Annotated in this window: 13 protein-coding genes; 7 read left to right on the plus strand and 6 right to left on the minus strand. The window is 58.1% G+C overall.

All coding sequences use genetic code 11. The features are described from left to right. Positions 1 to 44 precede the first annotated feature (44 nt). A complete protein-coding gene (locus GXX95_02090; GenBank protein ID NLT36935.1) occupies positions 45 to 1082 on the plus strand; it encodes a hypothetical protein in 1038 nt (345 codons plus the stop codon). 101 nt (positions 1083 to 1183) lie between these two features. Here the strand turns inward: GXX95_02090 and GXX95_02095 are convergent, their stop codons facing one another. Beyond that, positions 1184 to 1459 (minus strand): hypothetical protein, encoded by a 276-nt coding sequence (locus GXX95_02095; GenBank protein NLT36936.1) that lies wholly within the window; start codon positions 1457 to 1459, stop codon positions 1184 to 1186. 490 nt (positions 1460 to 1949) lie between these two features. Between GXX95_02095 and GXX95_02100 the strand changes: the two genes are divergently transcribed. Beyond that, positions 1950 to 4013 carry a thioredoxin domain-containing protein gene (locus tag GXX95_02100; GenBank protein NLT36937.1) on the plus strand — a complete coding sequence of 688 codons (2064 nt, stop codon included), beginning with the start codon at positions 1950 to 1952 and terminating at the stop codon, positions 4011 to 4013. On the opposite strand, the gene GXX95_02105 is transcribed toward GXX95_02100, so the two are convergent. From GXX95_02105 to GXX95_02115, 3 genes are all read right to left on the minus strand, one after another. After that, positions 4006 to 4713, minus strand: coding sequence for a DUF4443 domain-containing protein (locus GXX95_02105; protein ID NLT36938.1), 708 nt, complete (start codon positions 4711 to 4713; stop codon positions 4006 to 4008). The genes GXX95_02100 and GXX95_02105 overlap by 8 nt on opposite strands. A gap of 5 nt (positions 4714 to 4718) precedes the next feature. Then, a complete protein-coding gene (rnz, locus tag GXX95_02110) occupies positions 4719 to 5642 on the minus strand; it encodes a ribonuclease Z (GenBank protein ID NLT36939.1) in 924 nt (307 codons plus the stop codon). A gap of 63 nt (positions 5643 to 5705) precedes the next feature. Then, complete coding sequence (locus tag GXX95_02115; protein NLT36940.1) at positions 5706 to 5900, minus strand: hypothetical protein; 195 nt, start codon at positions 5898 to 5900, stop codon at positions 5706 to 5708. Positions 5901 to 5992: 92 nt separating this feature from the next. Here GXX95_02115 and GXX95_02120 point away from each other — a divergent pair, with 92 nt between their 5' ends. The 5 genes from GXX95_02120 (at position 5993) to GXX95_02140 (ending at position 12717) form a co-directional block, all read left to right on the plus strand. Continuing rightward, positions 5993 to 6412, plus strand: a complete 420-nt coding sequence (locus GXX95_02120; protein NLT36941.1) for a universal stress protein — start codon at positions 5993 to 5995, stop codon at positions 6410 to 6412. A 31-nt stretch (positions 6413 to 6443) separates the two neighbouring features. Then, a complete protein-coding gene (locus GXX95_02125; GenBank protein ID NLT36942.1) occupies positions 6444 to 7109 on the plus strand; it encodes a ribulose-phosphate 3-epimerase in 666 nt (221 codons plus the stop codon). Positions 7110 to 7156: 47 nt separating this feature from the next. After that, on the plus strand, positions 7157 to 7333 hold the full coding sequence (locus GXX95_02130) for a hypothetical protein (protein NLT36943.1): 177 nt from the start codon (positions 7157 to 7159) through the stop codon (positions 7331 to 7333). Between the two features lie 42 nt (positions 7334 to 7375). After that, entirely contained in the window at positions 7376 to 8422 is a 1047-nt protein-coding gene (gene fen / locus GXX95_02135; GenBank protein ID NLT36944.1) for a flap endonuclease-1, read from the plus strand. 95 nt (positions 8423 to 8517) lie between these two features. Next, complete coding sequence (locus GXX95_02140) at positions 8518 to 12717, plus strand: isoleucine--tRNA ligase (GenBank protein ID NLT36945.1); 4200 nt, start codon at positions 8518 to 8520, stop codon at positions 12715 to 12717. Here GXX95_02140 and GXX95_02145 read toward each other — a convergent pair. Next, complete coding sequence (locus GXX95_02145; protein ID NLT36946.1) at positions 12714 to 13484, minus strand: DUF126 domain-containing protein; 771 nt, start codon at positions 13482 to 13484, stop codon at positions 12714 to 12716. The two genes, GXX95_02140 and GXX95_02145, sit on opposite strands and share 4 nt — an antisense overlap. After that, positions 13481 to 14644, minus strand: a complete 1164-nt coding sequence (locus GXX95_02150) for a DUF521 domain-containing protein (protein NLT36947.1) — start codon at positions 14642 to 14644, stop codon at positions 13481 to 13483. Before GXX95_02150 ends, GXX95_02145 begins: the two co-directional genes overlap by 4 nt. Positions 14645 to 14679: the final 35 nt, after the last annotated feature.

The raw sequence follows: 14679 nt of genomic DNA on the forward strand, positions 1-14679 counted from the left end.
GGGACAGGTTTTAAAACATCTGAGAGGATAATATCTGTAGGCCGATGTACAGCTTCCGAGCGATCTGCATGGGTCTGACCCTTATGCTTCTGATGTCGTTACCTTATGTTGCCGCTCACAGCCCGGTCTTTTCCGGGGGTAACGATGGGCTCGACAGAGCCATGGAAGTGGATGATCCCACCAAGTCATGGGCGATCTACAACACGTTGCCAGAAGGCGGTATGGCACACTACTACAGATTGGAGATGAAGCAGGGCGAAGGGATCGTCCTCTCTCTGATATCTCCTCAGGTAAGCGTCGAGAAGGGTTTCCTCCCATCGGTTGCGATCTTGGGCAAGGGCCTGGGGAGTAACGATACGTTGCCATCGTTCGTGGATAGGCCCACGGATGATGATGCGTTATTGGTGAAGGGTGATCCGTCCTCCACGATCGAGTTCGAGCCCTTCACACCTGCAGCATTCCACGAGATCGCCAAGGTGACCGTGGATGCACCCGCCGACGGAACGTACTACATAGCTGTGTTCGATGAGAACGTCGGCGGCAACTACGGACTTGCGGTGGGGACCAGGGAGACCTTCACCGCTGAGGAGTGGCTATTGATCCCCTTCGTTTCCTTCAGGACGTACCAGTGGGAAGGGCAGACGACATTAAGCATACTGGCCCCGTCCATCATCGCCTTCTTCGTCTCCTTCGGCTACGCCGCCTGGACATCAAGAAGACGAGATGTTCCCATGGATGGTCTTTGGTTGATGACCGTTATCTCTGGCTCGCTCATGGTGGCCACCGCCGCATCGATACTCTATCAGATGACATGGGGACTATCCAAGGTCGGCTGGGTCAACTTCGCCCTGGTGAGCATCATGTTCGCGGTCATTCCTCTGTTCCTTGGGCTCATGATCATCAGGATCGGGTTAAGGGACAGTCGGGCTCGACCACTGACTCACCGCACCCGCCTGGCCCTGCTTCTGATCGGCGCTGTAGGCCTCCTCTTCTGGGCGGGATGGATCGCCGGACCCATACTTGCCATAATATCTGCGTTCTTCCCACGAAGATGGATGAAGAGAGACCACTCTGATGCATAAGGCCATCTTATTATGTCTGGATGGGGGATAGAGAACGGATCTTTTGCCTAAGGCGGCGGTCGGATGCAGATTATGAAAAATAAAAAAAGATTTGAGCGTGCTCAGGCCCTTTTCTTCTTGTCCCTGGCCTGATATTTCGCAAGCACTCTGGCGATCCCAATGATGGCGATGACTGCCAGGATGGTCACGAGGATAGCGTACACGAACAGACCGGTCAGGTCGCCCTCGTTAGGGAACATTTGAGTTATAGCGGTCTGGATCGCGGTGTTCCACGCTAAGGCGGCAACGAATGCGAAGGCAGCGCTCATGAGGCCTGCAATGACCTCGATAACTATCGTTCCCATGCTCTTCCCATCTTCTTCCTTAATATCTACCATTTCTCACGTCCTCCTATGCTGGAGGGAATGATTTGGGTACCTTAATATTTAGCCCGTAAATACTGTAAAAAAAATATCCAGTGTCCTGAAAGAATTGAGTTAATAGGCCCGGTAACATAATATGATCGTTGTAGGCCGGCAGATTTTGTCCCTTGCATGACCTTTTTTTCGATCGTCTAACTTTGTCGTCACCAGAAATCATGGGTAAAGCGTTCATGTCCATGAGAGGATCTACCGTCAAGAACCCCGAAATCTCATCATTTTTCCAACATCCGTGGCAAATCATTTTATACCTGGTTAAAAAATTGGACTGCAGAAGGAGAGACTGTGTCGTGGAGGCTTACCCTCCATGACTGAAATAGAGGAGGAAAAACGGGGGGTGGACAGGTCTCTGTTGACGGTCCATCCCCATTCTATCGTTCACTTTTGAGTTCTCAATGAAATCTTATTATCCACGCCTCGCCGTTTGTTGATCGGCAATGATCCTATCATGAGAGCTGCGGGAAGTAAAGCGAATCGATTGCTGGGGGAGAAGAGCCCTTACCTTAGGCAGCATGCCTACAATCCTGTTGATTGGTTCCCCTGGGGACCTGAGGCATTGAGCCTATCCGTGGAACTTGATCGCCCTATCTTCCTTTCCATAGGTTACTCCTCATGCCACTGGTGCCATGTCATGGAAAGCGAGTCCTTCGAGGACCAGGAGGTGGCCTCATACATCAATGATAACTTCATCCCCATAAAGGTCGACCGGGAGGAGCGACCGGACCTGGATGCCACCTACATGGCCGCTGCCCAGCTGCTGCATGGTGGAGGCGGCTGGCCGCTCACGCTGGTCCTCACTCCCCAAAAAAGGCCGTTCTTCGCCGCCACCTATCTACCCAAGAGGGCCAGGGGAGGGATGTTGGGACTCCTGGACCTCCTGCCCACCATCACGAACTATTGGAAGGATAGGAGGGCTGAGATCGAGGAAACTTCCGGAAAGGTCCTGGAGATCCTACGCGAACAGCAGGGGACCACAGCCGGAGGCGACCTGGGGGATGAGGTATTGATAGGTGCCTTCCAATCCCTTCTGGATAATTACGACGGGGGTTATGGCGGTTTCGGCCGGGCGCCCAAGTTCCCCACCCCTCACCGCATCACCTTCCTCCTGAGATATTGGGCCCGGAGCGGCGATGAGAAAGCCAGGGACATGGCCGTGGAAACCCTGGAGGCCATGCGACGTGGCGGTATCTTCGACCAGCTGGCCTATGGCTTTCACCGCTACTCCACGGACCGTGTTTGGAGGCTACCTCACTTCGAGAAAATGCTGTACGACCAGGCGTTGCTGGTGCTCGCTTATGTCGAGGCCTGGCAGGCGACGGGGAGGGATGTGCTCGCGCAGACCGCCCGCCAGACCCTGGATTATGTGCTGAGCACGCTGGCCTCACCACAGGGAGGTTTCTATTCCGCAGAGGACGCGGATAGCGAGGGGGAGGAGGGCAAGTACTATCTATGGACCATGTCCGAGGTCAAGGACGCTGTGGGCATAGAGGGAGCATCGATCGTCCAAGAGCTATTAGGAATCGACCGTCAGGGTAATGTAGGCGCAGGGGCCAGGGGAGAACTGGAAGGAAGGAACGTCCTGCACCTACGAAGCCTCGATGCCATGTCCGATCCTCGCTACGAGGAAATGAGGAACATGCTGCTGAGGGTTAGACAGGACCGGTCCCGGCCGCTCACTGACGACAAGGTCATGAGCGATTGGAACGGCCTGATGATCGCCGCCCTGGCCCGGGCTGGGTGGGCCCTTAGGGAGCCAAAATATGTGGAGGCGGCGAGGATTGCGGCGGATATGGTGCTTACCACTATGCGCTCCAAGGAAGGAGGCCTTCTCCATATGGCCGGCACCCCAGGGGTTCCGGGGTTCCTGGACGATCATGCGTTCATGGCATGGGGCCTCCTGGAGCTTTTCCAGGCGGACCAGGACCCCCGATGGCTGAAGGCCTCGATAGATATGGTGCGAGCAATGCTGGAGAGGTTCTGGGATGAGGAGGAGGGAGGCTTCTTCCAGACCGATCACATGTCCAGCGACGTGCTCCACCGTCACAAGGAGGTGTACGACGGGGCCTTGCCCTCAGGCAATTCCGTGGCCCTTCAGGTACTGCTCACCCTTAACCGGATAACTGAGGATGAGGACCTGATGAGGAGAGCGGATCGGTTGATCACCGCATTCTCAGGGTCCATATTCCGTTCCCCGGAAAACTTCTCGCATTTCCTGTGCGCCCTGGACCTAAAGATCGGGCCGTTCTATTCGGTGGTCATCACCGGTCATCATGATACGGCCGACACATCATCGTTCATCGACGCCATGGCCTCCGAATACCTTCCTAACAAGATCGTCATGGTCGTCGATCCGGGGGAGAAGGGGGACCTCATCAGGGAGCTGTCCCCAGTGGTCCGCGAGTATGGGATGATGGAGGGCAAGGCCACTGCATATGCATGTACACAGAACAGCTGCCTGCAGGGGACCGCCGATCCCTCAACGCTGATATCCTTGATGCGCCCCGTCAGATGATCTCGAAGGCAGCGGCCAATGCTCCCTCTTCTGCGCGTTGGACATCAGACGAGGTGCCGATGATGACCACGTCTCCGTCGTTGAGATCGAACAACCTGCGGATCTCCCCCGCAATATCTGGCTGGTCCTTGTCCAGATCATAGTCCACGGGCACTACCAGTCGGTCGCCCCTCACGATTATGGTGGTCGCTCCGTCCGCCCCTGCCTTTATGGCGTTGTCCCTCTGCTCCATGCCCGAGCCTATTTTGGCACTAGCTCCCTTGACCAGGACGGCCACTGACTGCTGGCCGAGGGTCATCTCCTGCACATCGAGCGTGTACAGCTGTAGGGGCAGGCGGACGATATACTCCTGGCCCTTCTTGGTGATCTTTACACCGGTCTGCTTGACATCGATGTATCCCTCGTCACGGAGATAATCGACGATGGTGCGCATGCTGCCCTCGCCCACCCCGATCCGGTCGGCGAGCTGTTTTCGACCCTTCCTTCGTCCATCGGACAGCAGGGAGAGGGTCTTATAGACGTGATAATCGCTGAAGCGGAACAATGGTCCATACTTCGGTCGATCGATGAGCTTCACGTCCAGGATATGGTTCACATGTCCATAAACAATTTGCCATCGCATGAAGGAGCTGAAGGGAGCGACAGGGATGGCATGTCGGAGAACGTCCGGTGTTATGTGCCTCCGCTTCTCGAAGCGCATCGATCCTACTTGGTCCTGACCTTCAGGGACATGAGATCTTCCGCGATGATGGTCCGGGGGAATACCTCCTGGGCCTCGGCCTCCAGTATGGACAGGTCATCATAGCGGTTGGAGATGTGGGTCAGGATGAGCATGTGGACGTCGGCCTCCCGGGCCACCTCGCCGGCCTCCCTGGCGGTGGAGTGGCCGTAGCTTTTCGCGCCCTCCTTCATGCTCGAGTCCAGGGTGGCCTCATGTATCAGCACGTCCGCGCCTCTTGCCGCTTCGGTCAGCCTAGAAGTGGGCCGGGTGTCCCCGGAAATGACCACTTTGCGACCTTTGCGGGGAGGCCCCAGTACGTCCTCGGATCTCACCAGCCGGTCCCCCACTACTATCTCGCCCCCTGACTGCAGAATGCTGAACTGGGGGCCTGGGATCACACCCAGCTCCTTGGCCCGTTCGGTCAGGAAGCGCCCTCGACGCTCCTTCTCCTCTATTACAAAGGAAAGCGCGGGCACGGTATGCTCGCCGGCCACTGCCATCACCGTAAGGGGGCCGAGGTCGACCGAGTCCCCGTCCTCCATCTCCGTGGCCGTCACTTGGAATCCGAGCTGGAAGTAGCCTAGGGATAGTATCTGTTCGGCCGTTTCGATCATTCCCGAGGGCCCATGGAGCGCGAGCGGCTCCTTCCTCCCGGAGAAGCTCATGGACTGTATCAGACCAGGAAGGCCCAGGAAATGGTCCCCGTGAAAATGGGTGATGAATATATTGGTGACCTTCATGAAGGACACCGAGGATTGCATGAACTGGCGTTGGGTGCCCTCGCCGCAGTCAAAAAGAAGGACCTCCCGCCCCACCTGCAGGGCGATGGCGCTGACCCCCCTGGAAGGTGAAGGCATCCCCCCACCGGTGCCTAGGAAGGTCAGCTGCATATCTCCTTCCATGACCATCAAGGGATAATAACTTTACATTCCCTCATGGTTGTCGCCGTGGGCCAGCCTTCGTGGGAAAGATCAGCGTCCCAGGTTCTCCAGCTTGCGATCGTCCTTGGTGGCCTTCTTATACTCCTTGTTGTGCTCCTTGCAGAGGTGCACCCGTTTCGCATTCTCATCCGCCACCTTTAGGCCCCCCTTCTCCACCGCGTCACGGGAGTAGGACCTCACGCCAGGTTGTGAACAGCCCATCACGCCGCACTTGTCCTCAGCCATATTAGCCCCATCCGCAATCCCTGTTAAAATAAGTTTTCAGGTGGTTCCACCGTCAGCATTATGATGCTGGCACTCACAATAGTATTATTTGTATGACCGAGATCAAGAAGATTCTGCTGGGCATCGACGGATCGGACGGTTCGTACAAGGCCGCAGGCTATGCAGCGGAGCTCGCAGCCCGCACGGGGGCGACGGTGACGCTGATGTTCGTGGTATCAGACCAGTACACCGACCGATTCATTGCCAAACCTACATACACGCCGAACGAGGAGATCATGGTGGGGACCAGGTTCAACCGCGCCAAGGCCATCATGGAGGAGAAGCATGTGACCTACGATACAGTGGTGGAGATGGGCAACCCCGCCCAGAAACTGATCGCCACAGGAGATGAGGGGTACGACATGATCGTGCTGGGGACCAGGGGCCTGAGCGCGGTGAGGGAGTTCATGCTGGGAAGCGTCTCCTCGAGGGTCGTGCAGCACTCCAAGATACCCGTGTTGGTCGTGCCCTAAGCCTTTATAGTGCGATGGAGATTTCCCGCGGATGATCAAGATCGCTCCCTCCATCCTCTCCGCCGACTTCAGCAAGCTGGGTAACGAAGTGGAGCGGCTGGATGCCCAGGGGGCGGACTGGGTGCACGTGGACATCATGGACGGGCTCTTCGTCCCCAACCTTACCATCGGGCCCGGAGTGGTGAGTGCCATCCGGCCGTTCACCCAGCTACCTTTCGACGTTCACCTGATGATCGTCGAGCCGGAGAGGTACCTTGACGTCTTCGCCCAGTCCGGCGCCGACATCATCACTATACATGTTGAGGCATCCACGGACGTCCGCGGCAGCATAGAGAAGATCCATTCCCTGGGCAAGAGGGCAGGCTTGTCCCTGAACCCCGAAACGCCCTTCGAGGCCGTGGAGCCCCATCTCGATAGTATCGACCTATTGCTGGTCATGACCGTGCATCCCGGGTTCGGCGGGCAGTCGTTCATGGAGAGCTGCGTGCCCAAGATATCCCAGGCCCGGAAGTTCATGGACGATCAGGGCTATAGCACCGAGCTGGAGGTTGATGGAGGGATCAACTATGATACTGCCCGCAAGGCCATCCGGGCCGGGGCCACGGTCCTGGCGGCAGGAAGTTCTCTCTTCAAGAGCGGGGACATGAGGACCGAGATGGAGAGATGGAGACAGCTAAGTTGTCAGAAAGATGATTAGCAACGGGAAAGTTTCTTAAATAGGCCATATCATCCACCATCGTTCCTATGAAGTTCGATTTCGTCGGTTCTAGGTGGTTCCAGCCGCTGATGATCATCATCCTGCCACTTCTGCTGCTCCTCTTGGCCATGGTGCTCAATGCCGATATCTGCTACTTCTTGCTCATTATCCTGTGGATCGGAATGGGCCTGATGCTATTCTGCCTGCCCAAGATGAAGGACTAGGTCCCAAATCGTTATTACTTGGTCCAACGTTATTTCTGACCAATGGGTGTCAATCTTTCCGATATCGTTCCGGTCCAGGCCAGGGACCTGGAGGATCTTTCGGGTCAGAAGCTTGCTATCGATGCTTACAACGCCATTTACCAGTTCCTGTCCATCATCCGCGGCCCCGACGGCAATCCCCTGAAGGATTCCCGAGGCAGGGTGACATCCCACCTGGCCGGCCTCCTTTATAGAAACATCAACTTCCTCGAGGCGGGGGTGCTTCCTGCCTATGTTTTCGATGGCCATCCTCACGTGATGAAGACCCAGACCCTGGTAGAAAGGTCGGAGCGCAGGAGCAAGGCCCATGATGAGTGGAAGGAGGCCATCACCGAGGGGGACATGGAGCGGGCACGCAGCAAGGCCACCCAGTCCTCGAGGATAAACAACGAGATCGTGGAGTCCTCCCGCATACTCCTCACGTACCTGGGCATCCCTACGATACAGGCGCCGGAGGAGGGTGAGGCCCAGGCCGCCTACATGGCGATGAAGGGTGATGTGTGGGCTGCGTCCTCCCAGGACTACGATTCCCTCCTGTTCGGCGCGCCCCGGCTGGTGCGCAACCTTAACATCACCGGCCGCAGGAAGATGCCGGGCGGCAGGGAGTACCGGGACGTGCACATCGAAGTGGTGGAGCTGGCCAAGGTCCTCGAGGTCAACGGACTGGAGAGCAGGGAACAGCTCATCGACATGTGCATAATGATCGGCACCGACTATAATCCCGGGATCCGGGGTATCGGACCGAAGAAGGGTTTGAAGCTCATCAAGGAGAACGGGACCCTGGACAAAGCCCTCCAGGCAGCAGGGCAAAGCATACCCGACAGCGATGTGATCAGGGAGATATTCCTTCATGGGGAGCGTCTTGACGATTACAGCCTGGAGTGGAAGCCCCCCCAGCGGGACAAGGTCGTCAGCTTCATGTGCGATGAGCACGGATTCTCGGAGCAGCGCATCAACTCCGCACTGGACCGCCTAGAGAAGAAGAAACCGGCGAAAAGGATGGAGAGCATGCCGGCGTCCCAGTCCAGCCTGGACCGCTGGGGCTCCTGACCCTGCACACCGTGCCAAATGAATTATCCAGCGTTCCCTTTCGTACCATCAAGATTTTAAAGGGTCACTCTATTGACAGCCGGAAAGGGACTGCGATGATAAAGCAGGTTCAAGCGAATTATAATCCTCCTGAGCTTGAGAAGAGAGTTCAAAAGTTCTGGATCGATACCAACGCCTATAAGTTGACCAAGGAGCTCCGTGCCCAAGGAGTGGACTACTACTTCGTGGACGGTCCCCCCTACACCACCGGATATATCCATCTCGGCACCGCCTGGAACAAGACCATAAAGGACGCGGTGGTCCGCTACAAGCGGATGCAGAAGCACAATGTACGGGACCAGCCGGGCTATGACATGCACGGCCTGCCCATAGAGGTCAAGGTGGAGCAGGCGATAGGGATCAAGAGCAAGAAGGACATTGAGACCTACGGTATCGACAAGTTCGTTTCTACCTGCAAGGAGTATGCTCTCGGCTTCCAGAAGAAGATGACCGAGCAGTTCCAGGAACTGGGCATCTGGATGGACTGGGAGAATCCGTACATGACCATCGCCCCTACCTACATAGAGGCGGCGTGGTGGACGCTCAAGAAGGCATACGATAAGGGTTTGTTGGTATCCTCCAACCGGGTCATCTCCTGGTGCCCCCGCTGCGAGACAGCGCTGGCAGAGGCGGAGATCGAGTACGCCGAGGAGAAGGACCCGTCCATTTACGTGAGGTTCCCGGTCCGTGGTGAGGCGGGCGTGTCCCTCCTCATATGGACCACCACCCCCTGGACACTGCCGGCCAACATGGCGGTGGCCGCTCATCCCGATTACCGTTATGCCAAGGTCAAGTTCATCAAGGGAGATGAGTCCAGCATAGTCATCATACTGGAGTCCCTCATCGATCAGGTGGGGGAGCTGGAAGGCTGGGAGGAGTACGACGTCCTACAGCTCATAGAGGGCGATGACCTCGTGGGCAAGGAGTACATACCTCCGCTGGAGGGCGAAGTCGAGTCCCAGGGCTCCATGGTCGGCAAGTGGGTGCACAAGGTCATACCCTCCAAGACGGTGGAGGCGGACATGACCGGCCTGGTGCACATAGCTCCCGGCCACGGTCCTGAGGACTTCGAGCTGGGCAAGGAGTTCGGCCTGGAGCCTTACTGCCCTGTGGATGAGAGCGGTAAGTTCACCAATGACGTGGGGCCGCGGTACGCCGGTCTGCACGTGAAGAAGGCCAACGGCCAGATCATTGAGGACCTGAAGTCCAAGGGGCTCATGTTCCACCACGGGACCATAGAGCACCGCTATGGGCACTGCTGGAGATGCAACTCCGGCATCATCTACAGGAACACCAACCAGTGGTACCTGAGGATCACCCAGGTCAAGGACCTCATGCTCGACGAGATAGCTAAGGTGCGTTGGACGCCGGAGTGGGCAGGATCGTCCAGAGAGTACGACTGGACCATGAACGCCCGCGACTGGTGTGTGTCCCGGCAGCGCTACTGGGGCATACCCCTGCCTGTCTGGACCTGCAAGTGCGGACATATGAAGGTCATAGGTTCCGTGGACGAGCTGAATGGCGCGGAGGGTTACCGCAAGGACATGGAGCTCCACCGGCCCTGGATCGACGGGGTCACGCTGAAGTGTGACAAGTGCGGTTCCAATATGAAAAGGGTGGCCGACGTCCTCGATGTTTGGTTCGATGCCGGTGTCGCCTCCTGGGCCCAGCTCGGGTTCCCCCGCAGCCGCACCGATTTTGACCGCTGGTGGCCCGCCAAGTTCATCACCGAGGCCCATGACCAGACCCGGGGATGGTTCTACTCCCAGCTTGGCTCGTCGTGCGTGGCCTTCGGCCGCGCTCCCTACCAGAGCGTTCTCATGCACGGTTGGATGCTCGACCCCCAGGGACAACCGATGTCCAAGAGCAAGGGGAACGTCATAGACCCTGCCAAGGTCATCGCCGAGTTCGGGGCCGATGCCCTCAGGTTCTACTTCCTGCGGGTATCCGCACCTTGGGAGGACATCTCCTTCCAGCACGAGGGGGTCAAGAACGCCCGCAAGACCCTCAACATCCTGTGGAACGTGGCCAACTTCGCCACCACCTACATGTCCATAGACAAGTTCGATCCCACGTCCGTGGACACCGCGGCAGTGCGCGGTGCCATGAGGCCCGAGGACCGCTGGCTGGTGTCCCGCACCGAGAAGCTCAAGGGAGATGTGACCAGGAACCTGGACTCCATGGACCTGCACAAGGCATGCCGGTCGATAGAGGAGTTCATCCTGGAGGACCTATCACGTTGGTATGTGCGCCTCATAAGGGACCGTATGTGGAGCGAGTCCACGGACATGGACAAGGTTGCCGCCTACGTCACCCTGCACGAAGCCCTCATGACCACCATCAAGCTCCTGTCACCAGTATGTCCGCACATAACCGAGGAGATATTCCAGGCCCTGGACGGCTCCAAGGGCTCGGTGCACATGTGCGACTGGCCCATCCCCGACCTGACACAGGTGGATGACCGCCTGGAAGCATCGATGAAGACCATGCAGGAGCTGGTCGAGGAGATCACCAAAGAGCGCCAGAAGAAGAACATGAAGCTCCGCTGGCCGCTGCAAAGGATCATCATACACCCGCAGACGCAGGAGACCCTGGACCTCTTGAGGCCGATGGAGGACGTTCTTCTGTCCCAGGCCAACGTGAAGAATGTGGAATACGTTGCGCCGGAGCAGGAATGGAGCGAGCTGGTGCTGGATGTCGTACCCAATCCCAACGCCATCGGTAAGGTCTACCGCCAGTGGTCGTCCAAGATCGCGGTCCTGCTGAAGAACCGACCCGCAGCCACCATTAAGGAGGCCATAGGCCGCGGGGAATATTCCCTGGGGATAGAGGGGCAGATAGTGAAGATAGAGCCCAACATGGTATCCTTCACCTCCACTCTACCTGAGAACGTGGCGGGCGTGAAGTTCACCGGAGGGGACCTGTACATCGACTTCAACATGAACGAGGAGATCGAGGCCGAGGGCTACACCAGAGAGCTCATCCGACGCATCCAGCAGATGCGTAAGGATATGAAACTGGACGTGGAGGAATACATCCGCGTTGAGGTCCGGTCCACCGCGGTCATCGAGGAGTACTTCAAGTCCTGGAAGGAGCACATCATGAAGGAGACCCGGGCCCTGCAGATGGACTTCAAGACCGAACCCAAGGGGGAGAGGGAGGCCAGTTGGGAGGTGGAGAAACAGCGCATGGATATCGCCATCACCTCCCTCCACCTGAAGGAAGGGCTCAAGGAGCTCACCAAGGTTCCGGGGCTGTCCCAGGAGGGGGCGCTTGCCGTGATCAGGTCCGGGAAGACAAAAGTGGAGGACCTGAAGGGCATGGACGAGGCCACTCTGACCGCCATACCTGGTGTCAGCAAGAGCGATGCCCGGAATATCTCTCACTATCTGGCGAGACAGGACATATTGCCCAAGGCCGAGATAGCCCCCCAGCCCTCAAAGGGCCTGGACGGCGGGGACCGCGACCTCATGATCAACTACCTCATGCGAGTTCCGCGGATGAACCAGCTCAAGGCCGAAATGGTGGTCGACGCCGGCTACGATACCGTGGACAGGATCGGCCAAGCGTCCAAGGACGACCTGAGGGCCATCAACGGCCTGGGCAACAAGACCGTCCAGGAGATCATGGACTACGCCGCCGCAGGAGGGTTTACAAAGGTCACGCAGTGCTCCCAGTGCCAAGGGCCGGTGCAGCCTCACGAGCGGGAGTGCCCGACCTGCCACGCCCCCGTGGAGGCCTCCTTACAGGAGGTCAAGACGGGGGAGGAAGGAGAGGACAGGGCTCGCCCGATGCCCTCACAGGCCAAGCTGGAGCCCTCGTTCACCTATCTGATCAAGGAGACCAAGGGTGGCCTTTCATACTCCTTGTTCGAGGAGGCGATCAAGAAAGGGATGCTCGGGTACTGCATCACCCGCGAGTATCCTCTTAAGATCCGCTCCAAGTACAACCTCGGAGAGACCCCCGTGGTATGGCTGAGCAACATCGGGAAGGAGAACTGCCTCCGGCCCAAGGACCTGGAGAAGCTGAGCTTCTCCCTGGAGCAGTTCCTCTCCAAGAAGGACGTGATAATCCTCCTGGACGGTCTGGAGTATCTCATCACCAACAACAACTTCCTGACGGTGCTGAGGTTCATCCAGAGCCTCAGGGACCAGGTGGCCATAAACCACTCCATCCTGATGCTGGCAGTGAACCCCTCCACCCTGGACCCCCACGAGCTCAACCTGTTGGAGAAGGAAGTGGACGCGAACCTCTAAAGGAGGTCACGCAGAAGCTCTGCCAGACCGGGAACGGTCTGGTAGTCCTTCAATTCCTGCGGTTGGACCCAGCAGAACTCGGTATGCTCCCAATCGATGCATACCAAAGGGGCATGGGCCTCGAACAGGAAGGGATGGATGTGCCAGATGGTGTCGCGGTCTCGGACCGTTACCATCTTTCCCTCCTTCGCAATAGGCAGGTCCAGACCTGTCTCCTCTCCCAGCTCCTTGACGGCCGTTCTCTGAGGGCTGTCCCCCTCTTCCACGAAACCGGAGACGGCTGCCCAATACCCTTGGAACGTTCCCACCTCCGCGCTCCTCTTGAGAAGAAGTAACTTGACACCGTCCCTGACGATGCAGCTCACCACGTGGGACTCCTTCACATCGGGCAGCTCCACCGTCCCCTGGGTGCCGTCCACGACCGCATGGTCCCCGTCCTTCAGCAGCGAGAGGTCGATCCGGTCCACCAGCGGTACCGCGGCCATCACCGCCCCTGTTGCCACTATGGGCTCGGCCAGAGCGTTGATCAACGCCGCTGGGAGAGTTCCCTGCCTCCTCATCTCCAGAAGAACGTAAGAGCCTACGGTGCTCCCGCGGCCCTGAGGGAAGGCGAACACCTGCCCCTTGATCGAACGACCGTTGTGAGCTGGGTCGGTTAGCATGCCGGTGGACGGCTCCACACCCCCGAGGAGGGACGTGGCGGATGCGCTCAGAAGTACCTCTCCTTCTCCCTTTCCCTTGGAGATGCCCCTTCCCTTGAGGATCATGATATCATCTCCACGAGGCCGTCGGTGGAACGGTACACCACCTTCTGCGAACATAGCGTGGGGAGGTAGTTGCAGGCCTTCCCCGAGTTCGTGGCGGTGGTCCTGAAACGTTCCTCTATGGGTGCCACCACCATGCAGGTGTCGCAGACCACACGGCCGAACTTCGACAGCACGTCTAGTTCCCTTGGGCATTTGGCCGCGGTGCATCGAGAGGTACAGAACCACACCTCGGCGTCCCCTTTGCGGTGCTTCCCTCTAAGCTTGGAGGCAAGGTCCCTAATCTCCTCGACCGATAGATGCGGGCATCCTAGGGCAATGAGCTCCGGGTCCTTACCGGTCTCGAACTTGTTCCTTGCGGCCTCGACCTCCCTCTTGCCTACGGCCAGGCGGTCCAAGCCCTTGAGGTCATGGATCCCCGCCTCAGGGGTGACACCTTCCACGTGGAAAAGAGCAACGGAGCCCGCGGCCGCCATGGCCGCGGCCAGGGTCTTTAGCTGGTCAACCGTTGGACGGATGCCTCTGAAATAGGGGACGCGTCCGCCCACGGCGGAACCTACGGCCTGACCGAGGAGGGAGTAGTCCACCTTGTCAAGCTCCACGCTGACGAAGATGGCGGGAGCGCGGTTCTCATCCAGATGGAGACCGTACCGGGGGGTCTTGCCCACGATGGCAGCTGCCAACGCTCCTGGCCCTCCTTCGCGGTTGGTCCTGGCCCCGATCACGGAGTTGGCGAACGACAGAGCGTTGGACTCCGCCCATGCCAGGGTCTGCCCCTTCTGAGGGATGTTCGTTCCCAGATAGGGGGTGCAGGAGCAGTCCGTGTTGACCCCCAAGCGCTCATACTGGTCGATTATATGCAGCTGGCGATCGGCAAAGCGGGGAGATATACCCATCTCCTTCCACTTCTGTCTGTCCATCCCTGCAGGGTTGAGGGTCGTGGGAACGCACACCTTGGCATCTTTGGATAACCGCTCCAGGAACTCTATCCCTCCTTCACCGATGGTCTTGTAGGAAACGCCAGAGAGGTGCGCGGAGGATATGGGCACCAGCTCCTCGGCATCATAGATATCGCCAAGAGCCACCAGAAGCTCCATGGCTGTCCTCAGGCCCTCGCCCTTCTCGCCCGCCAGGACAGACTCCTCATCCCTTGTAAGTAACATGATGTTTCCTCTCTAGGCCATCAGGCGTTAAAATC

Origin of the sequence: Methanomassiliicoccus sp. (genome assembly GCA_012719175.1) — an archaeon.
GTDB lineage: Archaea > Thermoplasmatota > Thermoplasmata > Methanomassiliicoccales > Methanomassiliicoccaceae > UBA6.